The following is a 26,422-nucleotide window of genomic DNA, read 5'->3' as shown; positions in this document are numbered from 1 at the left end:
TTTTTATTTGACAAAATATTCTGAATTATATTAAGATTAATCCAGCAATTTTAAAAAACTACATACCATAACTGCACCTCCACTTCCTTACTTACTCTTTTTTAATGGACTCATACTATAGTCGCAGTTATGGAAATGAAAAAACGGGGGGAGAGTCCAAAGTGAAGTCATTATTACGAAAAAAAGCGCTTAGTACTGAATCACCAAAGCAGCTAGCTAGAACATTAACTGCACTCGATTTAACATTTTTAGGAATCGGCGCCGTAATTGGGACAGGGATCTTTGTATTAACAGGTATTGTTGCAGCAAAACATTCTGGTCCTGGTATTATGCTATCATTCCTTATTGCTGCATTTACTTGTGCTTGTGTAGCCTTTTGTTATGCTGAATTTGCTTCTTCTATTCCTGTCTCAGGAAGTGTGTATACTTACGCATATATGACAGTCGGAGAAGTCGTCGCCTTCATCGTCGGATGGTGTTTAATGCTCGAATATTTACTTGCAGTCGCGGCAGTAGCTGTCGGTTGGTCTGGTTATTTGCAATCATTACTACAAGGGTTCAATATACACCTGCCCGCCATAATCGCCTCGGCCCCCGGCGTAGGAAAAGGTGGTCTCATCGATTTACCAGCTGTCTGCATTTTACTTCTTATTACTGGCCTTTTAAGTTTTGGTATACGTGAAAGTGCACGCATTAATAATATTATGGTTCTTATTAAGTTAGCCGTTATTATCGCCTTTATCGTAGCAGGTGCAAAATATGTAAAACCTGAAAACTGGACACCGTTCATCCCATTCGGATACGACGGTATTATTACTGGGGCTGCCACTGTGTTCTTCGCCTTCTTAGGATTTGATGCAATCGCAACAGCTGCAGAAGAAACGAAAAAACCGCAGCGTGACTTACCAATTGGTATTATCGGTTCTCTTCTTATTTGTACTGTTTTATATATGATCGTATCTTTCGTTTTAACAGGTATGGTTCCTTATACGCAATTAGACGTTTCTGATCCAGTTGCATTTGCATTGCATTTCGTTGGTGAGGATACAATTGCAGGACTACTCGCTGTTGGAGCGATGACTGGAATGACAACCGTTCTCTTAGTCGTTATGTATGGACAAGTTCGCGTTTCGTATGCGATGAGCCGTGACGGTTTACTTCCAAAAGCGTTAGCACGTGTAAATAAAAAAGTAAAAATCCCTTTATTAAATACGTGGATTACTGGCGTTGTTGCTGCTTTATTAGCAGGCCTTTTAGACTTACATTTGCTAGCGAATTTAGTAAACATCGGTACGTTAACAGCCTTTACATTCGTTTGCTGCGCAGTACTTATTTTACGAAAAACACACCCTGATTTAAAACGTGGATTCCGTACACCTTTCGTACCTGTATTACCAGTTGTCGCGATTCTTTGCTGCTTATATTTAATGATCAATTTGTCTAAAACAACATGGATTAGCTTTGCAGTTTGGCTTATAGTCGGCTTATGCTTCTATTTCTTCTACTCTAGGAAACATAGTCATTTAGCTATTGAAAAAACAAATGATGAAAAGAAAAAAGCATAACAAAATAGCTCGCCGTTTTAGCGGCGAGCTATTTTTCTGTACTATTATATTTTTTCGTTAACGACTGTAAAATGAAAAATATGCCGATGCAAGCTGTAAACCATGCCCAATTTCCTATTGGCGTTGCGTATTTCACAATTCCAATACCTACAAGCAATAGGAAAATAATCACCTGATATATGAGCTTCCACTTTTGCATATATTCCCTCCTTTACTTCGTTCCCTTCTTTTTATTCTTCCAGGCATTTAAACTATCAAAGAAGAAATTAATAAATAACGTGCCTAAACCCGCTAATAAAAACGTCATTAAAAATAAAACCCATATACTTTTTTCTTTTAAGAAATAATATCCTACAAGGAGCACAACCGCGATCCATACATATTCAAGAATTCTTTTTAGCTTTTTCTGTTCCAAATTATTCGCTCCTTCATTCTATACTAATTTTAGTATAACAAAAAAGAAGCCTATCACGATAAGCTTCTTTTCTTCTCTCTTATTTGTTTATGCTTTTTTCAACAAGTGAAATCGTATACTCTAATGTACGATTCATTGTTTCTACCTGTGTATCTTTTACTTTTACATCTTTCACTACAGCTTCGGCCACTGTAATTTTTTGACTCAGTGCTTTCACTGAACCGTCCGTTACATTTGCATCTTGCGCTTTTTTCACTACTACTTTTGCAGATTCAATATTGATTTGTAATTTTTCTTTCGGTGTTTTCGGTTGTTCTACTACTTTAGATTGTACAAATGTTACATTAGCTGTTTTTAATTCGTTATATGTTTGAACGATTTGCTCTCCCGTGCTCCCTACATTTTCAAACACTTGTTTTGCATTATTATAGCTTTTCTCTAGTTCTTGAAATGCTTCCTTTGAATATTGACCTGGCTTATCACCAAACTCATACGTACCAGCTAACACTTCTTTCCCTTTTCCAAGCTCTTCATATAACGCGTTCACTTGCTCTAATTTCGTACGGTTAGAAAACTCATTGTACGCTGCTAATACTTCTGAAGAACTTAACGCTTTACTATATAATTTCGCAAGCGCGATTTGTCCATTTAACGGAATGCCACCATTTCCATTGCTATCAGGATCCGCTCCAAGTGCAAATGGTACATTTGGATGATACACTTTCCCTGTAGCTGGTTGGCTATTTACTTTTTTACCATCGACATAAATAGCTACTTCACTTCCGTTATACGTTCCTGTTAAATGATACGTTTTGTTCGCTTCTAATTGAACTCCAACACGTTTATAGCTGCCACCAATGTGAGCCCATAATTCAACATATCCACTTCCTGTAGACTCAAATCCAATTCCGCCGCTCTCTGTATTTTGCAAAATACCTTGGCCACGGATTTGATTCATTGAAAATACCGTTTCTAACGTAAATGTATTTGCTACTTTCTCTTTTTGTGCTGCTGAAAATGGAAGGTATCCAAATGTATTAGATTGTCCGTTTAACTTCATAACATTCTTTTTCAATGCTTTATCATATTCAATAGTCACATTGCCCTTCACATCACCTTTTGTACCAAATGGTGAATTGTCTTTAAATGTACCATCTGCAAAATTCACATCGAAAACATCAGCCTTTGGCACTTTTACATTCGGATCAATCTCATCTTTTTTCGTAGTAATTTCTGCCGTTAAAGGCTGCGCACTTTCATTACCAAACGAATCAATTGCAACAACTTCAAGTGTATATGTTTTCCCGCCATCTAACCCTGCCAGTGTAAACGTAAGATCTTTCGGCACTGGATCACGATAAAACTCTGAGAATGCTAACAATTTATTTTTCATTTCACCCGTTTGCTTATCTCTAGCCTGCACACGGTAAGAGTGAACAAGGAGGTTGTCCAACGCTTGTGGGAATGTTACTGTTGCCGCATTTTCTGTTACATTTGATACAGCAAGCTTTACATCCTTAGCAAAGTATGGCTTTTCTTTATCACGATCTTCTACATGTGTAAATGTTTCTTTCTTTGCTGGTAATTTAATTTTCCAAGGCTCGCCTGTCCAAGAATTCGTATGGAAATCACGACGATTAATCGTTACTTCTTTATCATCTACTTCTACTAATAAACCTTGGCTTAACGTACTAGCTCCTGGCGGGATATTCCCTTGTACTTTACCACCTTCAACTTCCATATAACTTACTGAAGATGTACCAACTGATGTAAAGTCTTTTTGATGTATCGATCTCGGATCATCTAATGGATAATGTGAATGACCTGAAAACGTAATAACTTGTGGGTATTCTTTTAATACTGCATTAATTTTTGCGCTATCTTGTGTTCCCCATTCATGACTACCGTATACTGTCTCTTTAATGTGTTGATGTAAAAATACAAAAATCGGTTTTTCTGGATCATCTTTTTGCGCTTTTGCCATTTCTTCTTTTAACCAATTAATTTGCTTGTCCGAATAATAGCCATGAGTTGTTCCATTCTCTGGAGACATAACAAGGAAGTGATAACCTTTTACCACTTTATGATAATAAATTGATTCCATACCTGTTTTTTCTAAGAAACGCTTCTGTGCGCCCTCTACAGATAAACCGTTCCAATAATCATGGTTACCAAGAGAATTCATTCTCACGGCATCTTTATTTGCATTTTCATTATACACTTGCATGAAACGATCATATTGCTGCACTGATCCTGTATCTGTGAAATCACCTACAATAACAAATGCATCTTGCTTTGGTGCTAGTGTATTAAACTGTTCAATCGCTCTTTTCCAGCGAAACGTATCATCTGTTCCACTGTTTTTAATATGCACATCACTTACAACTGGAAAAACTATCTTCTTCTCACTTGATGCCTTTTCTTGCTTTTTCTCTTCCGCCTTGACTGATGTACTCCATGGAAATGATACGAATGCTAATACAAAAAACATTAATAATCCAATAAGGCCTTTTACTTTTCTTAAAGCATTTCTGTCCACGTGAATCCTCCTCATAATAATTGATTCATTACAAGGGCTATTTTATCTAATACATGTTAATGTCGTTTAAATAACAAATGAACTTTATTAGATTTTTGTAAATATACAGTTAATTAGAAATTAAGTCCAACATTACTCGTACTATTGTATACAACCACCTTTTGTCTAAAAGAGTCTGATCATTCTTTTCCTATGACTATTCACATATAATCTTTTCTATAACACTAATGATAAGTTAAGGTTTAAGCCTATTAGACAATCTTAATTTTTAATATTTCCTTCTTTTTTTAACACATCGGCCATGCTTTTACATTTAATAGTAATAAAAGACAACTTAAAAGGAGGGGTTGTATTGAAGAATAAAAAAAATATCGGCTGTTTCGCTCCTTTATCTATTATTTGTCCAGACCCTTGTCCACCGCCCCCTCCTCCAAATCCAAATTGCGAGCGAGTAACAAATGAATTTGCAGGGAATTTCCTCATAACTAATAACACCATCTCCTCTGCCAAAGATGCATCACAATTAATGATACTATGGCAAAGTGATGGGATACTACTTATATCAGGTACTGTCTCGGTTTACAATAGTACTAGCAGCAACGAAGCAATTACAATTCAAATCGTTGGAACAGTAACCAATATTTTCACTGTGTTTCCTGGTAATACAATATCGTACACAGGAAAAGACCTACAGTCGATCAATATTATCAATATAACAAGTAATCCTTCACTATATTTAGAAGGCAAGTACTGTTGCGAATTTACATGTTGCTTATAGAATACCAATTTCATTATTTCCTTAATATAAAAAGCATACCGTTCACGGTATGCTTTTTATGAGATTGGATAACGTACTGTAATACAAAACTCTCCTTGATTAACAGTCGTTCCTGTCGTAGTAATTCGGACAGTAGTAAAATATCGGACAGTGAAAGTACCACTACTTTGTGGTTGTACAGTAATTGTATCAACCACTGTTGCACCTACTAAAAAATCAACTGTAATCGGGTTGGCACCTACATCATACTTCACGTAACCTGAACCATATACTTCTTGCGTGATATTATTTGTATATACAATTTGAGTACCAGCACCTGTAATAGACCAGTCTGTACATACTTGGTCTTGCACAAGTGTTTTATTAGAACAACAAGACAAACTGGAACTTCTCATTCCCATTTCGATCCTCTCCTATTCTGCTATGAAAGTGGATAACGTGTTGTAATACAAAATTCTCCCTGATACGTTCCAGCAGGTGTTGCAGGTAACACAACTTGTATACTATCAAAGCGGCGATACGTAAAAGCAATACTCGTTCCTGGGTTTAATGTTTGTGTATCAATTGTACCCCCAGCAGAATCAAGTACCTCTACAGTAATTGGGCCTGGTCCAACATCATATTTAACAAAACCAGTACCAATTACGTTTTGGTTAATATTATTTGTATAGAGAACATTATCAATTGCTGTTGCAACTACAGTAGCAGACCACGGACTACACACTTTATCTTGCACATAATTTTTATCTGGACAACAAGTTAATGCTGACCCTGAGCACTCACAAGACATAGTTGTTTCCCCTCTCTCTTTTATATTCCCTATATGTGTATGTCCCCCAGAGTCTTTTGCCTGTACTATTCATCTATTTTCAAAAAATATTCATGTGACTAGATAGATTCTGTTTTGTTTCTTTTTTTCATATATTTATAGACAAAGATACTAGCAACGATAAGAATAACGCCTCCTAATATCGGTAACATATATTGCCCAACAACATCCGCTGCTTTTTCCCAATGTGGACCTAATTTCATTCCAAAATAAACATACAAAGTCGTTAACGGGAACATTGCTACAAATGTATATATGCTAAATTTCCATATGTTCATTTTCGCCATACCACATGGAACAGAAATAAGCGTTCGAACTCCTGGCACAAAGCGTCCAACAAATGCTACAACCGGTCCATATTTCTCAAAGAAATCATCTGCTTTTTGAATTTGTTCTTCTTTAATGAAGAAGTATTTCCCGTATTTTATTAATAGAGGACGACCACCGTAATAACCGAGTGCATATAACGTTAAAGGTCCTGTCGTTCCGCCGAGGGTTCCGGCTAATACAGCAAGCCAAAAATTCATATCTCCCTCGTACACCCAATAACCAACCATGGGCAAAACTACTTCTGCTGGAATAAATTCAAACGTTAATGCTAACACAACTCCAAAATAAGAAAATTGCTTTAAAAACTCGATTATATCTAAAATAATTTGCTCCATATTTTCTACCCCAACTCCTATCCTACGTTTACGTTATGCTTTTCTTGTAATTGAACTGGCGCCATTTTTACAATTCGGTTCAAAATAAATAATACAATTCCAATATCATCTAAAATACCGATAAACGGTAAGAAGTCTGGAATTAAATCGAGCGGCATCGCAACATAACCAACTAAAAACGCAATAGATAAAATTTTCTTCTTTATTGAAACCTCTTTTGAAGTGAAAAAGTCAAATAGGAATGGAACAAATCGGCGAACATGAAATACAACTCTTAATCTACTAATAAGTTTTTTCATTTTTATATCTCCTCTCTTTGTATACAAAAAGGCCCCTACCAAACATGGTAAGGGTCCTAAAAAAGACAATAAGGGGCCTTTACCATTGCTGGTAAAGGTCTCACTAACAACGAAACGTTGCCAATAAAGCCGAGGGTTTCTCCCTGTAATGACGACTTTACTGTAATAAGTTACTCCCCTTTATATACACAATTTTATACAATCACATTAAAATATTTTGGAGGGCTTGTCAATATATTTTATATCCCACATCCTCCTGCTTAACATTCCGTAAAAACAAAAAACGTATAGGAAATTTCTTACTATCTCATAATATACATAATCATTTTTGAATGAAAGGAGAGGCTTCATTTGCATACCGTATGGAAAGGTGCCCTTTCACTTGGACTATTAAATATAGGAATCAAACTATACAGTGCCGTAGAAGAAAACGATATAAAGTTTTTAAGTCTTCATAAAGAATGCTTAACACCTATTAAATATAAAAAATTTGCTCCTGATTGTACGGATGAAGAAATTGATGATAAAGATATTGTAAAAGCCTATGAATACGCACCTCATAAGTACATTATTATGGATGAAAAAGAATTAGCTGAGTTGCAAAAAGCTCACGAACCAAGATCTATTCGTATTATATCTTTTATCCAAAATAACGAAATTGATTCTGTTCTCTACGATCGTTCTTATTTTATAGGCCCTACCTCAGGACATGAAAAATCATATTTATTATTAAAAGAAGCACTTGAACGTACGAATAAACTTGGTCTTATCCATATTTCCATTAGAAAAAAACAACATTTAGCTATTATCCGTAACTTTGAAGATGGGCTTATATTACAAACTATTCACTACCCTAATGAAATTCGCGATATAACAAATACACCTAACTTACCAAGTAACGAAAATTATCCGATTCAAAAACAAGAACTCACAGCAGCAATCAATTTAATCCACCATCTTACAAATCCTTTTGAACAAGAGATGTATACAGATGAGTATAAAGAAGCCCTTACCGAACTAATCGAAAACAAAATTGAACAACAGGAAAAAACCGAAACAATCTCTCCAACTCCAAACATCATCAATATTATGGAGACATTACAGGCAAGTATTGAACAAGCAAAAATAAAAAGAGAAAATAAAGCAGAAAAAGAGGCCAAATAAAATTGACCTCTTTTTTCTTTAAAGCGGATTACATTTTGGCATCTCAAGTCCAGACGATTGTGCTAATTTTAATAAGTAATAACATTCTTCTCTTGCCATATGATCCGCCATTCTAGCAGATAATGCACTTAATATTTCATTCGATAACTCCAGCTCTTCGACCTCATGGAGAAAATGCGAAAATAATTTTAACTCAAGTGAAACATCTTTTGTAAACTTCTTTAATGCAGGAAAATGATGAAGCTCTGTCCGTAAATACCCCGTCATTTCAACTGCCTTTAAATAAAATTGTTCAAAGTGCTTCGTAAATTCTTCGCTTTTCTCTTTTAATCTTTTTTCAACAAGATCTAATCCACCAGAAATAGACCCTGCATGGCCAGCCGCATCCGTTAACCAAACGAGATGATAATGTAATTCATGAAAAACAGGCGGAACTTCTCCTTTATTTAAAAATTCTAACACTGTTATATACTCTTCTACTTCGTTTACCATATGATTGATGAAAGTTGGCGTAAAATGAATAGTGATTTTTCCCTCGAGTTGTTTCTGTATAATACTTAATTTAAACGTTCGTATTTCCTTTGCGGCTCGTTCTGCCTCTTTTGAAAACGCAATGAGATTCACATTACGAACTTTATTTAACAGATTCGTAAATGTTTCAACAAAATAAGTGGCCTTTTTTATATCCTCTTTTTCCTTCGGAGCTAATGCATCAAGTAAAAATTGCGAATGATCAGTAAGCACCTTTAGCCAAAATTGATGCTCAAACAATGCACTTTCTTCATAATTCCTCTCCACTAAATCCCCTCCGTTTATTCGTCCTTCTCTATCACTTGAATTTTATATCCATCTGGGTCTTGTACTACAATACTCTTCTCACTTTTGTTTTCTGTATATGCAATTTTATAAAACACTAACCTCTTCTTTAAGTTCTCTATGTTAGAAATTGAAAATATTAGTACATCAACCGAATCCGTAACACTCTTCTCACGCCCACCCAAACTACGATTCATTACAAAACTAACTCTCATTGAATCAGCATCATACCAAACCCCTGTTACATCTAATTGGGGTCTTTCTAAACTAGGCTTGATTCCTAAAATCCCTTCATAAAAATACAAAGTTTCCTTTAAGTTTTTCACTTCCAATACAATGAATTGTTTCACATTCTCCACATTCATTCCCCCCGTACCTATTACTTTTTTATATGTGTCATAAAGGCCTATTATGTCTGAATACAATACGTAGTGATGAAGAATATAGGGAGGTTTATTAATGGATAAATATATGAAATCATATGTGCCATATCATAGTCCTCAAGATCCTTGTCCTCCTATTGGTAAAAAATATTACTCTACCCCTCCTAATTTATATTTAGGTTTTCAACCGCCAAATTTACCACAATTCTCACCGAAAGAAGCACTACAAAAAGGAACCTTATGGCCTATCTTTTATGATTATTACGAAAATCCTTATAAAAAAGGGCGGTGACTACTGACGTGAACCAGCCACTACCAGAAGAGTATTATCGACTTTTAGAGAATCTCCAAGAATTAGACTTTGTATTAGTTGAACTAACCCTTTACTTAGACACCCACCCAGACGATACAGCAGCTATTAACCAATTTAATGATTTTTCCTATAAACGAAGAGTATTAAAACAACAGATGGAAGAAAAATATGGACCGCTTCAACAGTATGGAAATAGCTATTCTAATGCCCCTTGGGAATGGAGCAAAGGTCCTTGGCCATGGCAAATATAAAGGAGAGAAACTATGTGGATTTATGAAAAAAAATTACAATACCCTGTTAAAGTAGGCACTTGTAATCCAGCACTTGCAAAATTATTAATTGAGCAATACGGTGGTGCAGATGGAGAATTAGCTGCTGCACTACGTTACTTAAATCAGCGTTATACAATCCCGGATAAAGTCATTGGCCTCCTTACCGATATTGGTACAGAAGAATTTGCGCATCTTGAAATGATTGCTACAATGGTTTATAAGCTGACAAAAGATGCGACTCCTGAACAGATGAAGGCAGCTGGTCTCGACCCTCATTACGTCGATCATGACAGCGCACTTCATTACCATAACGCAGCTGGTGTTCCATTTACTGCAACCTATATACAAGCTAAAGGTGATCCAATTGCCGACCTATACGAAGATATTGCGGCTGAAGAAAAAGCGCGTGCCACATATCAATGGCTTATCAACCAATCTGACGATCCCGACATAAATGACAGTTTACGCTTTTTACGCGAACGAGAAATTGTCCATTCACAACGTTTCCGAGAAGCGGTTGAAATTTTAAAAGAAGAACGCGATAGAAAAATATATTTTTAATACACGTATCCTAGCGATATGTGTTTTTTTTACGTTAAAAGTTAAATCCTTCCTATTAAACATACAAATAGTATATTTATTCGATTTAATGCATTATTTTTTAATTTTTTCAAAATTCCCTATTGCTTTCTAGTCATCAGACCTTTAAAATAATAACAGTTACTCGACAAATTATTTGAATTTTCGACAAAAATACTCATTAGGAGGATTTTCTTTATATGCGTACAACTTTGAAACCAGCGCAAATACTTTCGATTAGTTTATTACTCTTCGCAGTTTTCTTCGGTGCTGGTAATATGATTTTCCCGCCCCTTCTTGGCCTTTCTTCCGGAGAAAATATGTGGGTTTCCATTACAGGGTTTATTATTACAGACGTCGGTTTATCTTTACTTGCTATCGTTGCTGTTGCCCTTGCTGGTGGTAGTTTTAACACTTTAGCGAGCCGTGTTCATCCAAAATTCGCAGCAGTATTCGCTATCATTATTTATCTTTCAATCGGCCCACTATTTGTTATTCCACGAACTGGATCTGTATCTTATGAAATTGGGATTGCACCACTTTTCCCAGATCAATGGTATTCTATGTTAGTTTTTAGTGCGATTTTCTTTACAGTCGTTTACTTCTTATCATTAAATCCATCCAAGCTAGTAGATCATATTGGTAAAATATTAACGCCAATTTTACTTGTAATTATTGCAATTATGGCAACAAAAGCGATTCTTTCACCAGGAACGTTTGCAGAGCCTATCGGTGACTATAAAGACATCCCGTTTTTCAAAGGATTTCTTGAAGGATTTTTAACGTTAGATGCAATTGGCGCTCTCGTACTATCAACAATTGTTGTAAATGCAATTCGTCAAAACGGTATACAAGAGAAGAAATCTATCGCGAAATATACAATCATTTGCGGAAGTATCGCTGCTCTATTCTTAACAATTGTTTACTTCTTACTCGGTTATATCGGAGCTTCAAACGGAAACTTGGGACAATTCGAGAACGGTGGTCAACTATTAGCAACTGTTATGTACCAATTCTTTGGGACAAGCGGTAATGTTTTATTAAGTATCGCCATTATCTTCGCTTGTTTAACAACAGCAATTGGTGTTGTAAGTGCATTCGCCAACTATTTCGCAACAGTATTAACAAATGTTTCTTACAAAAAGCTCGTACTATACGTTTGTATCTTTAGTTTCGTTATTTCAAACTTAGGATTAAGCTTATTAATTAAAATCACACTACCTGTATTAATTATTTTGTACCCAATTACAATCATTTTAATTTTCGTATCATTTATCGATAAATATACGAAACGTAAACCTTCTGTCTACATCGGAGCAATGATCGCAGCATTCATTATTAGCTGTATTCATGCACTTGATAATGTGGGAATGATACCAAGTTTTATCGCTAATATCGTACACACGATTCCTTTTTATAACTTAGGAATCGGCTGGATTGTTCCAGCAATAATTGGTGGTATAATCGGATACTTTATTCCGCAAACAGAAGCTGAAGGTGAAGTTTCTGCAAAGTAAAAAGAAGCAAGCATGAAATCCATGCTTGCTTCTTTTTCTCTTCACATCGTATGTTTAAACGTAAACAACTCTTCCTTTGACTGTACAGCAGATTGTTCCTCTTCTACAACTTCCTTCTTTATCTCTCCCCCTAATCGAACTTTCAACATCGCCTCTTCTAGACTTTTTACAATCATATTTCCTGAAAAAATGGTAAGCCCGAAAAATGTAATTGGGACGAGAGGAATCCATGGATGCACTGTTAAAGATCTAAAATAGACTCCAATTAGCCCTGACCATTCATGTGTGTAAGATTCTATTTCTTCTATCGGTCCTAAAAACTTAACCGTTCCGCCAAAGAATATTTCTAGTAACCCTAAGTGCAGTAAAATAGTAAGAGTCTGCGTAAACTGCTGAAAAAATACAAGTATAAACGTCATATAAAGGTGCGGGAAAAGATGCTTTATAACAATATGTCTTCTCGATCCACCTAATATGCGTGCGGCATCAACAAATTCCTCCGTTCGCAATTTACGAACTTCCTTCGCAACATACAGTGCAATAACTGGCATTACAAGCATTACAAGTAAGACAACTTGAAACGAAGCCCTTTCAAAAAAGGTTGTTGTTTCCTCCCCGCTTCCAAATGCATTTGCAGATTGAAGAAAAAAATACGCAATCATAACTGTCGGAATAACTGTAAAACTATCAAAGAAAGCCTCAATTTTTGAAAATCCTCTTTTTATATACGTTCCGAGTACGACACCGAAAAACACACCTATTACCATTCTAAGTGCCGCAATTAAAATAGATATACCAATCGTCCACTTCGCGCCTTCAATAACTAAATGTAAAAGGTCGTATCCTTTCCGATCTGTCCCGAGTAAAAATTGTAATGAAGGTGAAAACGGTGGCACTTGTGGATTTTCATCCGCATCATATTGCAATGTAACTTGTCTAATATGTCCATCATTCCATAACGTATTTCCGATGCTCAAAAGAACTAATAGGAGAAGAAACCCAATGCTTATCCAAAATCTTTTATCACGTTTTATATACGTCCACATATTATAATCTCTCCTTCATCGCAGCCGGAATGAGATAATGAAACAATTTAAATAAAATAAAAATCGGAATATATATAAGAAGCACACTAACGATGAAAACCTCAACTCTAATACCAAAATAAGATTTCAAAAACATAAAAATACCACCCGTATTAAAAATCCATTCTATAATATATAAATTAGATAACATAAAAAAGATATTCGTTTTCGCAAAGAATAATGTACTAAGCAACACATTTCGTAAAATATGACGATTTAAAATATGAAAGCGCCCCAGCCCTTTCGCCTTAGCAAATAGTACATAATCTTTTTCTAGTTCATTTTCAAAACGAAGCACGACCATTTTTACAAACATAATCGTAGTCGGGATGCTCAAACAAAGTATCGGCAATCCTCTAATTGACTCGCCTCCAATTGAAGCAATTTGAAAAGGTAAAAAACCTGTTTGTTTAAAAAACCATATAACTAAAATTTGTGATACTAAAATAAGAAGGATATCTGGAATAGATTCTAGGAAGATAAGAAATGATTTAATTCGATGTTGTATACGCGGTGAACTACTCATAATTACATAAACAATACAAAATGCTACAAATAATGAAATAAAAAAAGCAGCTAAAAAAATAATAATCGTTTCTTTATAATGGACGAACAGCTGTGGAAATAAAAATTTACCTTTCACATATTGCAAATTGGAAATATCCATTAAGTTCACAAACACTTCTTTTAAACTCTGTATGTACTTTGATACATCCAGCTTAAATCCATAAAACAATTTCGGCAGAGCCCCTAACATAATAATCCCCAAAATCGAAATAATAAATTGAATTGTCACTTCCATCCCATTCAGAAAAACTTTTTTGACCACGTTTTCCCTTCTCTCTCTTTATATTTTACTCTCTAATTTTATTCTTAATTTTCTGAATTGTAAATATTCAAACATAAAAAATCACTAGGTTATGATCCTAGTGATTCTTTATGCGCATGCCTTTCTCTTTTTGCAAACGGCATATACAAAATAAAACACCCAATAAGCGCTGCGAGTTCTAATGAAATAATATAGTAAGGATGCGGTCCTAACATATCGAGTAATGAAGCTGTTTCTGGCTTATGAGCTAAAAACATATAATTACCGCCTGTTTTATAATTCACAAACGAAACAAGCGGAATCAATATGTTTAAAAATATCATCGTACGCTTAATAGATTGCAAGGTCGGTCTATAGCCTTCCACCCAAGTCATAAAGAGTGGTGCCCAAATGAGCAATATATGCGCGATAAAATATTCAATGAAACGAAAATGCGGAAAAGCATACTGCAAGTTTGGCGTTAAAATAGCTTGTGATGCACCAATAATTCCCGTGAAAAATACAATCTCATATATGCGGTAACTTTTTGTTACGATCATAATCGACGCTAATAATAAACTAATCGTACATAATTCAAACGGTAATGAAGTAGCTAGCTCAAAAATCCCCGCTTTCCACTCCCACATATGAAGCCCAATTTCACTACCTATAAATAAAAATGCAATTGCATATCGAACCGTTATATTCCACTCACTTTGACGTAATACATCTTGGTATTGATACAGAAAAAATATCCCCACCAACATAATAAATAATATAAGGGCATGTTGCCTTGAGTATGGAATAAATGGTTTTAATGGGTGTGCGCTAAAATAAGCTTCCATCTTCCTTCCTCCTTTCCTCCATACAATATTATTGTAAGAAAGAAACGACGAGTCAATTCATTTGCTTACACTAGGACAACCTCTACCTTACATTTACATATTCATACCTTACAAAACTGTAAGGTTATTGTAAGCTAAAACGATTTGTCAGATTCTTTACCTCTTCTATACTTAATGTAGATACTAAAACGAACGAAAAGGTGATAAATAGATGAAGAAGAAAAATAAAGTGTTAATTACTAGTGTAGTAGCAATCGGAATTGCAGCTGGATCATACTTTGCATTTGCTGGTGGCGGTTCAGATGTAGCAATGGCATATAGCGGATATAAAGTAACCGAAAAACAAATCCAAAACGCGCAAAAATTTGGTGGCGAAGTTATTCCAAATGGAATTGAAACTATTTCATTCGATCCAACAAAAGGAACATATGAATTAGCTGTGAAAAAAGGCGATGAAGTGAAAAAAGGTCAGCTTCTATTTAAATACAATGATCCGACTGCGAAACAAGGTGTAACAGAAGCAGAAATGCAAAAGAAAATCGCACAAAAAGAAGTAACGTTGCTCCAAAAACAAATTGATGTAGCGAAACAAAAATTACAAAAAGATAAAAATGCAGGCCTTCCTGCTGAAGCATTAAAAGCATCAGAAGCCGAAGTTGGGCAATTAGAATCACAAATTGAAATGAAAAAGTTTGAAGTTGAAAAAGCTGATGAAATGATTAAAGCAGCAAAAGAGAAAGTAAACAATCTTTCTGTAACAAGTCCTGCTGATGGCGTAATTGATGATATCGTAAAAACTGCTGACGAAAAAACAGGTATGAGCGGAATTACTCTTCGTCACGCTGGTCAATTTAAAGTAAAAGGTCAAATTTCTGAATATGAGCTTGCTAGTATGAAAGTTGGGCAAGAAGTAACTGTTTCATCAAAAACTGTCGCTGGTAAGACTTGGACAGGAAAAGTAACAGAAATCGGTTCTACACCATTAAAGAGCATGGATGAAAATAAAACTGTTTCTAACTATCAATTCACTGTCACATTAGATAATAGTGACGAATTACAAAACGGCTTCCACGTTTACGTAACAAGTAAATCTGGCGAAGCAACTGGTACAATTGTTCCGAAAAGCAGTATCGTGAAAAAAGGTGACAAAAATGTTGTCTTCGTTGTAAAAGACGGTAAGGCGAAAGAACAAGCAGTTACTGTTGAATTCGAGACTGATAGCGAAGCAAAAGTTTCTGGAGTGAAAAAAGGAGAGGAAATTATCTCTAAACCTGAAAAAGACTTAAAAGATGGTATGGAGGTTGTCGCCCAGTGATTAACTTAAAAGGCATCACGAAATCCTTCCAAAATGGTGCAGAGTCCGTTCAAATATTACACGGAATTGACGTAACACTGAACCAAGGAGAATTCACTTCAATTATGGGACCTTCTGGTTCTGGTAAATCAACACTAATGAACATTATCGGTTGCTTAGATAAACCGACGACAGGTACGTACGAACTAGCCGGTCAAAATATTTCAAACATGACTGAAACAGAACTTGCACACGTACGTAATAAAGAGATCGGATTCGTATTCCAAAACTTCATGTTATTACCGAGACTTACAGCGCTTCAAAATGTAGAACTACCTCTTATTTACGCTGGAGTCGATAAAAAAGAAAGACGCGAGCGCTCATTAGCCGCTTTAACAAAAGTCGGTTTAGCTGATCGCGCTACTCACTTACCGAACGAATTATCCGGTGGTCAAAAGCAACGTGTCGCCGTTGCCCGCGCAATCGTAAATAACCCGAAATTCATTTTAGCCGATGAACCGACGGGAGCACTTGATACGAAAACAAGTACACAAATTATGGACCTCTTTTACGAATTAAATAAACAAGGCTCAACAATCATTATGATTACCCATGACCGTGAAATCGGGGAAGCTGCAGCACGTCAAATTGTAATTCGTGACGGAAATATCGTCCAAGATTGGAGAGGTTAATTTTGAATACGAGTGAAAATATACGCATGGCCCTTTCCTCTATCTTTGCTCATAAAATGCGTTCTATCTTAACGATGTTAGGTATTATTATTGGGGTTAGTGCCATCATTACTATTATCTCGATTGGGGATGGAACAAACGCAAAGTTCCGCGAACAAATCGGGAATGAAAAAAAAGATCAGTTTTCTGTAAATTATAAGACAGAAGATTACTCAGATATGGACGGCAAAATTTCCTCAAGCATGTATGAAAGTATATCCAAAATTTCTGGTGTGCAAGAAGTTTATCCAGATGTAAAAGGAAAAGAAAAAGTATATGCAGGAAAAAAAGAATTAGATCTTGATATTACCGGTGCAAAAGGTGATTATTTTGAAGATACATCTAAATTCAAACTTGAGCACGGCAGATTTTTAACAGCAGCTGATTTAGACAGACCTGAACACACAATTGTATTAAATACAGATGCTTTTGATAAATTATATTCTTCATGGGAACCAAACTTATATGTAGATATAAAAGGTACACCATACAAAGTAGTTGGCGTATATTCAATAAAAGCAATGATGGGTGGCATGACATTTAAAGAAGGTGTCATTTCAGCAGAAAACTGGCCTGTACTATTCGGGAAAAACAACTACGATTCTGTAACGGTAAAAATTGCTCCTGGTCAAGATAAGGAAACTGTTCAAGAAGCAGTTGTAAAATCATTAAATGAAGCAAAAAAACCAGAGCATTCAGGTAAATTTGAAGTACCAGATCCACAAGAATTCTTAAAAGAAATTGATAGCTTCACAGGTATATTAAAAAGTGTATTCGGTGGTATTGCTGCTATTTCCTTACTTGTAGGTGGTATTGGTGTAATGAACATTATGCTAGTATCTGTAACAGAGCGTACACGTGAAATTGGTATCCGTAAAGCATTAGGTGCAACACGTGGTAAAGTATTAATGCAATTCTTAATCGAAGCTTGTATTTTAACAGCACTTGGTGGTTTTGTCGGATTTATGCTTGGAATCTTCTTCGCATGGATTGTCGCAATGTTTGCAGGATGGCCACTTGTCGTTTCACTAAAACTAGGACTTATCTCCGTTGCCCTATCTATGTTAATCGGTATACTATTCGGTTTACTACCAGCTAACAAAGCTGCCAAACTGGATCCAATTGAATGTTTACGATATGAATAAACAAAAACGTAGGAGTTTATACTCCTGCGTTTTTTATTTACCTATTAAATCGAGTTTCTTCTATTATATATGTTTCACGTTACAACTATCATTCTAATACTCTTCATTATTTATAGGTACTAAGGCTATTATCTAATCCTATTATTGCAAAAATACTATGTAACAGACGAAAATCAAGGCGTAATTTTTTCCATACTTCGACTGATTTTGTAACAATTATATCGATATTTTATTAAATTTCACCTCATTTATATATTTTCACGCCTAAAAAGATTATCGTTTCATAACTAAATTTCCATTCAAACAGTAAAATAAGCTATTTTTGTAACACTATAGATATCATCAAGAAATATTACTGTAACATTATTAACGTTACAGTAATTGAAATACTACTCATTTTGTGTTTCATATGCCCTAATACGCCAAAAAACAACAAGGAAGCGCTATCAGGATATTTATGGAATTGTTACAGAATATTAATGCCCCATTACGAAAGCTTTGTAATTTTATGTTTTTCGCAAATAAGAAAATAATGGTTGCTATAATGAGGTCAACGAAAACAAATGCAATGGAGGCTATTATGAAAAAATTTATGGGTATAGCAACAGCAGCGGTTTTTGGTCTTGGGATTTTCACAACATCTGCTAAAGCAGAAACAATCGTAACGACTGACGTACTAAACGTACGAGAAAACCCAACTACTGAATCAAAAGTTGTAGGAAAATTATTAGATGGATATAAAGTAAATGTTTTACATACAGAAAATGGTTGGTCAAAAGTTCAATTGAATAGCGGTAAAGAAGCTTTCATAAGCGCTGACTATACAAAAGACACTTACTACGTAACAGCAAACGTATTAAACGTACGTGCTGGGGCAAACACAGACTCAGAGATTCTTGGTAAGTTGAAAAAAGATGATGTAATTGAAACAACACACCAAGTACAAAATGATTGGATTCAATTTGAATATAACGGAAAAACAGCTTATGTTCATGTTCCTTACTTAACAGGTAAAGCACCAGTTAAAGTTCAACCAGTAGCTAAAGTTGAAAAAACGACTACAGTTCAAGATACAGCTAAAGTTCGTGAAGCAGCTAAAGCTCAGGAAGTAGCTGAAACTCAAGCAAAAGCTAAAGCAGTGGAAGCAACTAAAGCTCGCGAAGCAGCTGAAGCTCAAGCAGAAGTTAAAGCTCAAGAAGCGGCTAAAGCTCGTGAAGCAGCTAAGGCTCAAGAAGCAGCTAAAGCTCAGGCAGATGCTGAAGCTCAAGCAGAAGTTAAAGCTCAAGAGGCAGCTAAAGCTCGTGAAGCAGCTAAAGCTCAAGCAGATGCTGAAGCTCAAGCAGCGGCTAAGGCTCAAGAAGCAGCTAAAGCTCGTGAAGCAGCTAAAGCTCAAGAGGCAGCTGAAGCTCGTGAAGCAGCTAAGGCTCAAGAAGCTCGTGAAGCGGCTAAGGCTCAAGAAGCGGCTAAAGCTCAAAAACCAGCTACACAACAACCTGTTGCAAAAGAAACTGAAACAAGTACACCATCATCTTCTCGTGAGTTACGTGTTGTAGCAACAGCTTACACAGCAGATCCACTTGAAAATGGTTATAAAGCAGGCGACCAAGTAAAATCAGCTTTAGGCCACAACTTAACAGCTAATCCAAACATGAAACTAATTGCAGTTGATCCAAGTGTCATTCCATTAGGTTCAAAAGTATGGGTTGAAGGTTACGGAGTAGCAATCGCTGGTGATACTGGTGGAGCTATTAAAGGTAATAAAATCGACGTTTTAATGCCAGATAAAGGTTCATCAAGTAGCTGGGGACGTAAAACAGTTACAGTTAAAGTATTAAACTAGTTATAAAAAAGAGCCAGTCTCATCGTTGAGACTGGCTCCTTTTCTATAATTATTACATTCTTTCTTTCTCTTGAAAGTAAGCAATATTGTCTCGAAGCCACTCCCTCTCCGACATAAACAAGTTTCCACGTTTTTTGTATACCTTATCAAATATCTTTAAAACTTCTTCATGATTAGCAAACTTATGTAAGAAACGAAGAGCAATGATAATCTCTGCTTCATCCGTAGGCTCTACTTCATTTTTACGTCTTCTAGCAACAATTTTATTCACACGTTCGCAAATTGCTCTCATTGCCATTTCGTCGCCATACGTATAAATAGCTCGAACAGCTTCATATTTCACCATAACATTTCTATCATGTAAAGCTTCAATATAAACTATTTGTAAGTCCGATCCCCCTATTTTTGCTAAAACCTCAATAACGGTTGAACGAACATAGGCACTATTACTATATAAAAGCTTTGTTAACGGCAGAATCGATTGCTTCGTTCCAATCTCAAACAATGTATAACAAATATGTGTAATCTCATCTTTATTTTCTTCAGTATCCAACAACTTTAGCAACGCACTTTCCGCTTCTAACGATTTATATAACTTTAAGGAAGCAACTGCCCAATAACGAACACTATCGTTTTTATGATAAATATACGGAATGATTTTATTTGTACTACTTATTTCTGGCAATGTATAAATATTACTAAGCAGTTCACTTAACAAAGTCGGGCTTTGTTCACATTCCAAACGATCTATAAGATAATCAGCAATATAGATTTCCTTCGTATTGATGGCGAGTTTCGTCATTAAATAATAAATATCTTTCTTCATAGATACCTTTTTTGCTTTGATTACCTTCTGCTGTAAATAAAGAAAAGTTAATAAGTCATTTAACGCTTTTGCTTCATCATACGCACGATGCCAAATCTCTGTTTCCTCATCAGCCATCCGCCTTAATAAATCATCTATATACTCTTCCATCTCCTTCTCTCCCGTCCAAATTAAGTCTATCTCTTTGCATTCTATATACGATAGATTACTATTTCAACAGAAAAAAGAGGATGTCACAGCATCCTCTCCTTCTCTTCCCTATTCCACACAAGTAAACTGCGTCCAAGCTCCTACATAATCTAGTAAGAATAACTCCTCTTCTGCAATTGTACCGACAATATTTTTCCGTTCATCTATCGGCATTTCTTTCAGAATGATTTGCAGTTCACCTTTATACTTACCAAATGAATTGTTTCCAATTACAACTTGCCCTCTTTCCTGCAGCACACTTTCACGCACTGGGAAGTCATAATCTTTGTACTTTTTACGTACTTCTGTAGAACGTACCATATACTCTGTTATGTCGCCGCGCCTTACGTGTAATTCTTGCAGCGTAGCTCTCTTCTCTACTTCAGTCGCTTCGTCTACAAAGTGCACTTTTAGCTGTAACATGTAGCGATTTAAGTTTCCTAGTTTCTCTAACTCTTCCTCACTCGCATAAGCATTTCCGATAATGACATCATCAATTAACCCTGTTGCCCATAAATGCTTCGCTTGTACTTCAATTGGTAAATTACGATGCTCTTCTAATGTACATAATCCATCGTTAATATCCCATGGACCGATGTTTGCGACATGTGATGTAATAAAGGCTGCACTGCGAATACCATGCTTTTTAAAGCGTTCACTACAGCGAATGAAATAATCGTATGGAAGACCAGTGAATTTTTGCGGATAAAAATTATGGCAACCAATTAAAGCTGATTTATTCGCTTGATGCGAAAGAATATTTTCTAAGTACGCAATATCGTTACTTACATTTAACTCAATTTTTAAACCGTACGGATTATTCGTCATTTTCGCTTCCGTTAATCCGTCAAAACCTACATCTAAACGAATACCGTCTGCGCCTAATTCTGCGAAAAATGATAGATCGCTATAACTAATACCAAGCTGATCAAACACAGCTGGAGCTACATCTAAAATAACTTCCATATTGTTATCTTTTGCGTGATTGATAATCTCTTTAAATTCAGCTACAATTTCTTCTTTCGGACGATTCACAGATAACAAACAAGTAAATATTCTTGAGAAACCGTGTCGTGCCGCTGCGGAAATATAAGCCATATCTTTTTCTTTCGTTGAATGTTCTGGATAAAGTGAAATTCCTAATTTACGCTCCATGCTTTTGCATCTCCTTCACACGTTGTATTAATGCCATGCTCGTAAATCTATATTTTGCAGATAAACACGTTGCACATAAAATTGTCGGTACAATAATTACGTACGGTGATTGCAATCCTAACATTACATATGCACCCATTGAACAACCGATAAATAAAACTGATACTAGTAGTAACACTAATAAAGATTTACTTTGTACCCATTTCGAATAATGGGCAATACACTGTCCGACCACGAATGTAATTAAGATGATAATTGCTCCGAGCATTCTGTTTTCTCCTCTCCTGCTAATTGTTGTTTCTCATACATTTTGAAGAATGGATAGTAAATAACGAATGAGATGACAAAGTTAACAAGTACAAGTACACCAGCCATAATTGTCCAGTCCGTACTAATTACCGCTGCAATTGGTGCTAACATCGTAAATGGCAGTTTCGCCATCATAAGTGGAATCATACCTGAAACAACTGCAAAATATGATACTGTCGTTGTCACTAACGGTGTAATAACGAACGGAATAATTAGAATTGGGTTCATTACAATCGGTGCCCCAAAAATAATTGGTTCGTTAATATTGAATAAACCTGGTACGAATGATAATCTACCTAACTCTTTTAGGAACTTAGATTTAGAGAACATAAACATAATTACTAAAGCTAACGTTGAGCCTGATCCGCCAATCCATACGAACCATTGAATAAATTGCTCTGTAAATAAGTTTGGTAACTGATGTGCATTTCCTGTAGCCGTGAATACTTCCATATTTTCAAGAATTGCTGAATCCCACATCGGACGAATAATTGGTCCTAAAATCGCTGGTCCATGTATACCGAATGACCAGAAAAACACGATTAAGAATACTGTTAATAAACCACCGAATAAATTATTTCCTACTAATACTGATTTTAATGGTGCGATTAAATATGTGATCGTTGTATTCACATCAAATTTCAAACCGTAGCGAATGCCCCAGAATAAAAGAATAACTGCTAATGTTGGAATTAATGCTGCAAACGAATTTGAAACTGCTGGTGGTACACTATCTGGTAATTTAATGGAGATATTATGCTTAATCATAAAATGATAAATTTCTACTGCAATTAATGCTGTAACAATTGCGCCGAATAAAGACGTTGCACTTAATGTTCCTACTGAAATATATCTACCTGCATCAATAACACCTGGTACAGCTTTCGTAATTTGAATTGGTTCAACTGATGCTAGTAAAAAGGCGAGTACAGATAATAACCCTGCACTTAACTGATTGAGCTGATAAAAGTTCGCGAGCGAAGCCCCTACACCAAACGCTGCGTATAATGCCATTAGTCCTACTGTAAATCGGAATGGAATATCTAAAATATGGCGAAACGGTGCAATCCATTCCATATATGCATCAATTGGTAAATTTAAAAAGATAACAAAAAATGATCCGACGATCGTTAACGGCAATGTAGAAATAACCCCGTTTCGAATTGCTAATAAATGTCGTTGTCCTGCAATCTTTTGCGTTGTTGGCATAATCTTTTGTTCCATAAAACTCATAAACCCATTCATCAATAGCCCTCCTCTTTCTCTCTACTATAAAAGAATGAAATAAACTTTATAACATTATAATGTTTATATTTAAAAAGATATAATTATGCTAAAACTAATTGTTCTGCTTGCTTAAGCACCTTCAAACCATCACACATGCCATAATCTCGTTGGTCTATAATCGCAACTGGTATATTGTATGAATTTGCAAGAAATTCTACAGCTGGAAATAAATATTTCACCTGTGGGCCAATTAAAATGACATCGGCTTCCTTAATTTCAAGCTTCACTAGTTCTGAATCAACTGCCTTAATTTTATAATTCTTCCCCTGTTTCTTTGCCTCTTCTTGCATTTTTCTTACGACCATACTCGTTGACATACCTGCTGCACAACATAATAAAATGTACATCTTATACGGTCACTTTCTCTTCTACTCGTTTATGAAGAGCAATAAATTCTTCAGCCAGTTCTTTCACTGTAATTGCATTCATTAAATGATCTTGTGCGTGCACCAACAGTAAACTAATTTCTGCATGATTTCCTCTTGCCTCTTCTTGAATTAAATCCGTTTGAATACGATGCGCTGCTGAAATTTCCTCACTAGCAAGTTTCATCTTTTCACCGGCATTCCCGAAATCTCCTTGTCTTGCAAAAGCAATTGCTTCAAGCGCCGCACTTCTCGCATTGCCACCATGTAAAATTAACGCAAATGGAGTTTGCATATCAGCCATTTTAAATTCCCCCAAGCTATATGTTTTCTATATTTCCATCTTATTATGAAAACGCATACAATTAAACATAAAAAACTTCCGTTATGTAACGGAAGTTTTTATATACTTTTTCAAAATGATAATAAAATCTCTTGAAAATCTTCAATTACCTCGGTCTGAGTAAGTTTCTCTATCGTAGTTTGACTAGACATAATATCATATAAAAAATCATAAAGCCTTTGCAAATCTTCATTATTATTGCGCTTTACACTAAATAAAATAATTACTTGTACTTTTTTATCTCCCCAATCAACAGCCTTTTCAAGTGTGCAAAACATCAAAAAAGTTTCCTCACTTAATAACTGCATCGGATGCGGGATTGCAACTGAATTCCCAACCGCTGTCGGAGACGTATTTTCTCTTTCCATAACAGAAGCATAAAAGTTTTCTGGTACATAGCGTTTCTCAGCAGCTTTCTCACATAAAAACTGAATAACATCCTCTTTCGTAGAAGCACTATAATTTAAAAAGATTAAATCTTCCTTAATATAAGGCTGCACACTAGTATTCACATGCGTAAACAACCGCTGACCAATCGATTTAATCTCTTTATCATCAAATATTGAATTCACTTTTATAACTGGAACAGGCAAGCCACTCGGTATATGAATCGTACTAATAATACAATCTATTTTTTCTTTATAAAGATCTTCTACTTTCAATTGATAATAGCCTGTAATACCTACAATCTCTAATTTATCTCGGAACTGTGATAAAATTTTATATTTTAATAGTTGGGCACTTCCTTGACCAGTCGCACAAACTAATAAGCATCTTTTCTTTTGATTTTGCTCCTGCAAACGGCTCATAGCTCCACCGAAGTGAATTGCAATATAACCAATTTCACTTTCAGGGATCGATTCACTCGTATATTCACCAATGATATCTCCAACGAGAACCGCAATTTCAAAAGCATACGGATAATTCTTTTTCACTTCTGCCAAAAGAGGATTTCTCGTATTTAACTTATACTTCAAACGATTTAATAACGTTTTTAAATGAATACCAAATCCAAATAATAATTCTTCATCATAATAAAAAATAAGATTCCGTTCTTCCGCTACTTTAAAAAGAATATGTTGCATAAATGCATATATATCTTTCCCTAATAGCTCTTCTATATTTTCATAGCGATTTCTCGTTGTAACAGCAGTACTTAATAAATGCATCGTCACATATAATACTTCTTCTTCTGGAAATGAAAATTTTAACGCTTTCTCTAAATCTCCTAAAATCTGCTTCGCAATTGTATATTCTTTCTTTATTATAAGTTCTGATTGCTCCGCATGCAGTCCTTTCATATAATGTTGACTTTGACAACGCTTTAATGCGATTGCAATATGAATGACTAAATTATCAATTTCTATATCAGATAAATATATTGTTCCGCCTTCAATATACTTTAATATAATTGAACGAATGAGTGATATATGCGGTAGCGATAAATATGTCTCCGTCTGCTCAAATTGCTCATGAAACGGAGTATGGTCATAACGCGGTAAACCATATTGTGATAAACAAGAACGAATATTAAATTCCTCTCCAACAATACGTATACCATAATACGGTCTCTTCTCAATTTGTAATTTATAGCGACCACATATATCTGTAACATCTTTCATAATTAAATTGACCGTTGATTTGCTCACATACATCTCTTCCGCTAATTCTGAAAGCTTCACATATCCCTCTGTCATTAAAACACGCTGCAGAATGTACGCTATTCTTTCTTCATAAGAAGTTGGGATCTTTTCCGTCTGTTTTTGAAATAGACTCACACAAAAGTCTTCAAATTTCTTCTTTTGTATAATTTCTAATTCGTACCCAGTCCCTCTTTGCGATTCGATTTTCGCTCCATTTTCTTCCAATATATCATTTAATAATTTTATATCCTTTTGAATCGTCTTCGTCGATACATGTAAACGGCCCGCTAAAAAAGCTCGATTTAACATCGATTTCTCTTCTAAAAATTCCTCTAAAATAGAAATTAATCGCTGATGCACCTTTGTCATAGCTCTTCCTCTCGCTCTTTATATATAAAGGGGGAAAAGCTGCTGAAATCAGTA

31 protein-coding genes are annotated in these 26,422 nt (G+C 35.4%); 11 read left to right on the top strand and 20 right to left on the bottom strand.

Annotation, left to right across the window (positions count from 1 at the left end; translation table 11 throughout):
- The first annotated feature begins 104 nt into the window (after window positions 1-104).
- A complete protein-coding gene (gene bcaP / locus GD442_RS04240) occupies window positions 105-1,565 on the top strand; it encodes a branched-chain amino acid transporter BcaP (RefSeq protein WP_002040681.1) in 1,461 nt (486 codons plus the stop codon).
- Between the two features lie 28 nt (window positions 1,566-1,593).
- Here bcaP and GD442_RS27590 read toward each other — a convergent pair whose 3' ends face one another.
- The 4 genes from GD442_RS27590 to GD442_RS28000 form a co-directional block, all read right to left on the bottom strand.
- The gene (locus GD442_RS27590; protein ID WP_001174838.1) at window positions 1,594-1,764 is read right to left on the bottom strand and encodes a hypothetical protein; all 171 of its coding nucleotides are present in this window, start codon (window positions 1,762-1,764) and stop codon (window positions 1,594-1,596) included.
- A 12-nt stretch (window positions 1,765-1,776) separates the two neighbouring features.
- The gene (locus GD442_RS04235) at window positions 1,777-1,980 is read right to left on the bottom strand and encodes a hypothetical protein (RefSeq protein WP_000435797.1); all 204 of its coding nucleotides are present in this window, start codon (window positions 1,978-1,980) and stop codon (window positions 1,777-1,779) included.
- Between the two features lie 79 nt (window positions 1,981-2,059).
- Window positions 2,060-4,519: a LamG-like jellyroll fold domain-containing protein gene (locus GD442_RS04230; protein ID WP_063225456.1), complete on the bottom strand. Its 2,460-nt coding sequence runs from the start codon at window positions 4,517-4,519 to the stop codon at window positions 2,060-2,062.
- 261 nt (window positions 4,520-4,780) lie between these two features.
- Window positions 4,781-5,029 (bottom strand): hypothetical protein, encoded by a 249-nt coding sequence (locus GD442_RS28000; RefSeq protein ID WP_002025365.1) that lies wholly within the window; start codon window positions 5,027-5,029, stop codon window positions 4,781-4,783.
- Here GD442_RS28000 and GD442_RS04225 point away from each other — a divergent pair.
- A complete protein-coding gene (locus GD442_RS04225) occupies window positions 4,914-5,297 on the top strand; it encodes an S-Ena type endospore appendage (protein WP_225989749.1) in 384 nt (127 codons plus the stop codon). The two genes, GD442_RS28000 and GD442_RS04225, sit on opposite strands and share 116 nt — an antisense overlap.
- A 56-nt stretch (window positions 5,298-5,353) precedes the next feature.
- Here GD442_RS04225 and GD442_RS04220 read toward each other — a convergent pair whose 3' ends face one another.
- From GD442_RS04220 to GD442_RS04205, 4 genes are all read right to left on the bottom strand, one after another.
- The gene (locus GD442_RS04220; protein ID WP_000525819.1) at window positions 5,354-5,698 is read right to left on the bottom strand and encodes a DUF3992 domain-containing protein; all 345 of its coding nucleotides are present in this window, start codon (window positions 5,696-5,698) and stop codon (window positions 5,354-5,356) included.
- A 20-nt stretch (window positions 5,699-5,718) separates the two neighbouring features.
- On the bottom strand, window positions 5,719-6,087 hold the full coding sequence (locus tag GD442_RS04215; protein WP_001277537.1) for a DUF3992 domain-containing protein: 369 nt from the start codon (window positions 6,085-6,087) through the stop codon (window positions 5,719-5,721).
- 98 nt (window positions 6,088-6,185) lie between these two features.
- A complete protein-coding gene (locus GD442_RS04210; protein WP_000435017.1) occupies window positions 6,186-6,791 on the bottom strand; it encodes a DedA family protein in 606 nt (201 codons plus the stop codon).
- Window positions 6,792-6,808: 17 nt separating this feature from the next.
- Window positions 6,809-7,090 (bottom strand): YkvA family protein, encoded by a 282-nt coding sequence (locus GD442_RS04205; RefSeq protein WP_000733844.1) that lies wholly within the window; start codon window positions 7,088-7,090, stop codon window positions 6,809-6,811.
- Between the two features lie 351 nt (window positions 7,091-7,441).
- On the opposite strand from GD442_RS04205, the gene ku reads away from it, so the two are divergent.
- Complete coding sequence (gene ku, locus GD442_RS04200) at window positions 7,442-8,254, top strand: non-homologous end joining protein Ku (protein ID WP_000557737.1); 813 nt, start codon at window positions 7,442-7,444, stop codon at window positions 8,252-8,254.
- Window positions 8,255-8,272: 18 nt separating this feature from the next.
- On the opposite strand, the gene GD442_RS04195 is transcribed toward ku, so the two are convergent.
- Window positions 8,273-9,052, bottom strand: a complete 780-nt coding sequence (locus GD442_RS04195; protein WP_000440988.1) for a DUF2935 domain-containing protein — start codon at window positions 9,050-9,052, stop codon at window positions 8,273-8,275.
- A gap of 14 nt (window positions 9,053-9,066) precedes the next feature.
- The gene (locus GD442_RS04190) at window positions 9,067-9,495 is read right to left on the bottom strand and encodes a VOC family protein (RefSeq protein ID WP_162840103.1); all 429 of its coding nucleotides are present in this window, start codon (window positions 9,493-9,495) and stop codon (window positions 9,067-9,069) included.
- A gap of 34 nt (window positions 9,496-9,529) precedes the next feature.
- Between GD442_RS04190 and GD442_RS04185 the strand changes: the two genes are divergently transcribed.
- The 4 genes from GD442_RS04185 (at window position 9,530) to brnQ2 (ending at window position 12,134) form a co-directional block, all read left to right on the top strand.
- A complete protein-coding gene (locus GD442_RS04185; protein WP_000362187.1) occupies window positions 9,530-9,745 on the top strand; it encodes a spore coat associated protein CotJA in 216 nt (71 codons plus the stop codon).
- An 8-nt stretch (window positions 9,746-9,753) separates the two neighbouring features.
- Window positions 9,754-10,017 (top strand): spore coat protein CotJB, encoded by a 264-nt coding sequence (gene cotJB / locus GD442_RS04180; RefSeq protein WP_001075543.1) that lies wholly within the window; start codon window positions 9,754-9,756, stop codon window positions 10,015-10,017.
- Window positions 10,018-10,029: 12 nt separating this feature from the next.
- Window positions 10,030-10,599 (top strand): spore coat protein CotJC, encoded by a 570-nt coding sequence (gene cotJC / locus GD442_RS04175; protein WP_000265278.1) that lies wholly within the window; start codon window positions 10,030-10,032, stop codon window positions 10,597-10,599.
- A 218-nt stretch (window positions 10,600-10,817) separates the two neighbouring features.
- Entirely contained in the window at window positions 10,818-12,134 is a 1,317-nt protein-coding gene (brnQ2, locus tag GD442_RS04170) for a branched-chain amino acid transport system II carrier protein BrnQ2 (protein ID WP_001260934.1), read from the top strand.
- A gap of 41 nt (window positions 12,135-12,175) precedes the next feature.
- Here brnQ2 and GD442_RS04165 read toward each other — a convergent pair whose 3' ends face one another.
- The 3 genes from GD442_RS04165 to GD442_RS04155 all read right to left on the bottom strand — a co-directional run bounded on the left by GD442_RS04165 (window position 12,176) and on the right by GD442_RS04155 (window position 14,872).
- A complete protein-coding gene (locus tag GD442_RS04165; RefSeq protein WP_000269976.1) occupies window positions 12,176-13,180 on the bottom strand; it encodes an ABC transporter permease in 1,005 nt (334 codons plus the stop codon).
- A gap of 1 nt (window position 13,181) precedes the next feature.
- Window positions 13,182-14,048, bottom strand: a complete 867-nt coding sequence (locus GD442_RS04160) for an ABC transporter permease subunit (RefSeq protein WP_000239670.1) — start codon at window positions 14,046-14,048, stop codon at window positions 13,182-13,184.
- Between the two features lie 89 nt (window positions 14,049-14,137).
- Window positions 14,138-14,872: a YwaF family protein gene (locus GD442_RS04155; protein ID WP_000388698.1), complete on the bottom strand. Its 735-nt coding sequence runs from the start codon at window positions 14,870-14,872 to the stop codon at window positions 14,138-14,140.
- 211 nt (window positions 14,873-15,083) lie between these two features.
- Here GD442_RS04155 and GD442_RS04150 point away from each other — a divergent pair, with 211 nt between their 5' ends.
- From GD442_RS04150 to entC, 4 genes are all read left to right on the top strand, one after another.
- Window positions 15,084-16,187: an efflux RND transporter periplasmic adaptor subunit gene (locus tag GD442_RS04150; RefSeq protein WP_000728807.1), complete on the top strand. Its 1,104-nt coding sequence runs from the start codon at window positions 15,084-15,086 to the stop codon at window positions 16,185-16,187.
- Window positions 16,184-16,858 (top strand): ABC transporter ATP-binding protein, encoded by a 675-nt coding sequence (locus GD442_RS04145; RefSeq protein ID WP_000609104.1) that lies wholly within the window; start codon window positions 16,184-16,186, stop codon window positions 16,856-16,858. Before GD442_RS04150 ends, GD442_RS04145 begins: the two co-directional genes overlap by 4 nt.
- 26 nt (window positions 16,859-16,884) lie before the next feature.
- Window positions 16,885-18,042: an ABC transporter permease gene (locus tag GD442_RS04140; RefSeq protein ID WP_002197439.1), complete on the top strand. Its 1,158-nt coding sequence runs from the start codon at window positions 16,885-16,887 to the stop codon at window positions 18,040-18,042.
- Window positions 18,043-18,499: 457 nt separating this feature from the next.
- Complete coding sequence (entC, locus tag GD442_RS04135) at window positions 18,500-19,882, top strand: cell wall-binding protein EntC (protein ID WP_048538585.1); 1,383 nt, start codon at window positions 18,500-18,502, stop codon at window positions 19,880-19,882.
- A 52-nt stretch (window positions 19,883-19,934) separates the two neighbouring features.
- Here entC and GD442_RS04130 read toward each other — a convergent pair whose 3' ends face one another.
- From GD442_RS04130 to GD442_RS04100, 7 genes are all read right to left on the bottom strand, one after another.
- Window positions 19,935-20,858 carry a HEAT repeat domain-containing protein gene (locus GD442_RS04130; RefSeq protein ID WP_048538586.1) on the bottom strand — a complete coding sequence of 308 codons (924 nt, stop codon included), beginning with the start codon at window positions 20,856-20,858 and terminating at the stop codon, window positions 19,935-19,937.
- 108 nt (window positions 20,859-20,966) lie between these two features.
- On the bottom strand, window positions 20,967-22,052 hold the full coding sequence (locus GD442_RS04125) for a DUF871 domain-containing protein (RefSeq protein WP_000440054.1): 1,086 nt from the start codon (window positions 22,050-22,052) through the stop codon (window positions 20,967-20,969).
- Window positions 22,042-22,320: a hypothetical protein gene (locus GD442_RS04120; RefSeq protein ID WP_000900048.1), complete on the bottom strand. Its 279-nt coding sequence runs from the start codon at window positions 22,318-22,320 to the stop codon at window positions 22,042-22,044. Before GD442_RS04120 ends, GD442_RS04125 begins: the two co-directional genes overlap by 11 nt.
- A complete protein-coding gene (locus GD442_RS04115) occupies window positions 22,296-23,606 on the bottom strand; it encodes a PTS sugar transporter subunit IIC (protein ID WP_001013053.1) in 1,311 nt (436 codons plus the stop codon). The genes GD442_RS04120 and GD442_RS04115 overlap by 25 nt, the downstream gene beginning before the upstream one ends.
- Before the next feature lie 83 nt (window positions 23,607-23,689).
- On the bottom strand, window positions 23,690-23,995 hold the full coding sequence (locus tag GD442_RS04110) for a PTS sugar transporter subunit IIB (RefSeq protein WP_048655905.1): 306 nt from the start codon (window positions 23,993-23,995) through the stop codon (window positions 23,690-23,692).
- 1 nt (window position 23,996) lies between these two features.
- Complete coding sequence (locus GD442_RS04105; protein WP_000774631.1) at window positions 23,997-24,317, bottom strand: PTS lactose/cellobiose transporter subunit IIA; 321 nt, start codon at window positions 24,315-24,317, stop codon at window positions 23,997-23,999.
- Between the two features lie 110 nt (window positions 24,318-24,427).
- Entirely contained in the window at window positions 24,428-26,368 is a 1,941-nt protein-coding gene (locus GD442_RS04100; RefSeq protein ID WP_048538587.1) for a BglG family transcription antiterminator, read from the bottom strand.
- Window positions 26,369-26,422 lie beyond the last annotated feature (54 nt).

Source organism: Bacillus sp. A260 (assembly GCF_009861435.1).
Classification (GTDB): Bacteria; Bacillota; Bacilli; order Bacillales; family Bacillaceae_G; genus Bacillus_A; species Bacillus_A cereus.
Note: the sequence above shows the minus strand (reverse complement) of the source record. Positions and strands in the feature narration are given on the sequence as shown.

What these genes read in the sequence shown, in the direction of transcription:
- bcaP (WP_002040681.1), top strand. Translation starts at nt 105, where the DNA reads ATGGACTCATACTATAGTCGCAGTTATGGAAATGAAAAAACGGGGGGA.
- GD442_RS27590 (WP_001174838.1), bottom strand. Translation starts at nt 1,764, where the DNA reads ATGCAAAAGTGGAAGCTCATATATCAGGTGATTATTTTCCTATTGCTT.
- GD442_RS04220 (WP_000525819.1), bottom strand. Translation starts at nt 5,698, where the DNA reads ATGGGAATGAGAAGTTCCAGTTTGTCTTGTTGTTCTAATAAAACACTT.
- GD442_RS04215 (WP_001277537.1), bottom strand. Translation starts at nt 6,087, where the DNA reads ATGTCTTGTGAGTGCTCAGGGTCAGCATTAACTTGTTGTCCAGATAAA.
- GD442_RS04210 (WP_000435017.1), bottom strand. Translation starts at nt 6,791, where the DNA reads ATGGAGCAAATTATTTTAGATATAATCGAGTTTTTAAAGCAATTTTCT.
- GD442_RS04205 (WP_000733844.1), bottom strand. Translation starts at nt 7,090, where the DNA reads ATGAAAAAACTTATTAGTAGATTAAGAGTTGTATTTCATGTTCGCCGA.
- GD442_RS04185 (WP_000362187.1), top strand. Translation starts at nt 9,530, where the DNA reads ATGGATAAATATATGAAATCATATGTGCCATATCATAGTCCTCAAGAT.
- cotJC (WP_000265278.1), top strand. Translation starts at nt 10,030, where the DNA reads ATGTGGATTTATGAAAAAAAATTACAATACCCTGTTAAAGTAGGCACT.
- brnQ2 (WP_001260934.1), top strand. Translation starts at nt 10,818, where the DNA reads ATGCGTACAACTTTGAAACCAGCGCAAATACTTTCGATTAGTTTATTA.
- GD442_RS04165 (WP_000269976.1), bottom strand. Translation starts at nt 13,180, where the DNA reads ATGTGGACGTATATAAAACGTGATAAAAGATTTTGGATAAGCATTGGG.
- GD442_RS04155 (WP_000388698.1), bottom strand. Translation starts at nt 14,872, where the DNA reads ATGGAAGCTTATTTTAGCGCACACCCATTAAAACCATTTATTCCATAC.
- GD442_RS04150 (WP_000728807.1), top strand. Translation starts at nt 15,084, where the DNA reads ATGAAGAAGAAAAATAAAGTGTTAATTACTAGTGTAGTAGCAATCGGA.
- GD442_RS04140 (WP_002197439.1), top strand. Translation starts at nt 16,885, where the DNA reads ATGGCCCTTTCCTCTATCTTTGCTCATAAAATGCGTTCTATCTTAACG.
- entC (WP_048538585.1), top strand. Translation starts at nt 18,500, where the DNA reads ATGGAATTGTTACAGAATATTAATGCCCCATTACGAAAGCTTTGTAAT.
- GD442_RS04130 (WP_048538586.1), bottom strand. Translation starts at nt 20,858, where the DNA reads ATGGAAGAGTATATAGATGATTTATTAAGGCGGATGGCTGATGAGGAA.
- GD442_RS04125 (WP_000440054.1), bottom strand. Translation starts at nt 22,052, where the DNA reads ATGGAGCGTAAATTAGGAATTTCACTTTATCCAGAACATTCAACGAAA.
- GD442_RS04120 (WP_000900048.1), bottom strand. Translation starts at nt 22,320, where the DNA reads ATGCTCGGAGCAATTATCATCTTAATTACATTCGTGGTCGGACAGTGT.
- GD442_RS04115 (WP_001013053.1), bottom strand. Translation starts at nt 23,606, where the DNA reads ATGAATGGGTTTATGAGTTTTATGGAACAAAAGATTATGCCAACAACG.
- GD442_RS04110 (WP_048655905.1), bottom strand. Translation starts at nt 23,995, where the DNA reads ATGTACATTTTATTATGTTGTGCAGCAGGTATGTCAACGAGTATGGTC.
- GD442_RS04105 (WP_000774631.1), bottom strand. Translation starts at nt 24,317, where the DNA reads ATGGCTGATATGCAAACTCCATTTGCGTTAATTTTACATGGTGGCAAT.
- GD442_RS04100 (WP_048538587.1), bottom strand. Translation starts at nt 26,368, where the DNA reads ATGACAAAGGTGCATCAGCGATTAATTTCTATTTTAGAGGAATTTTTA.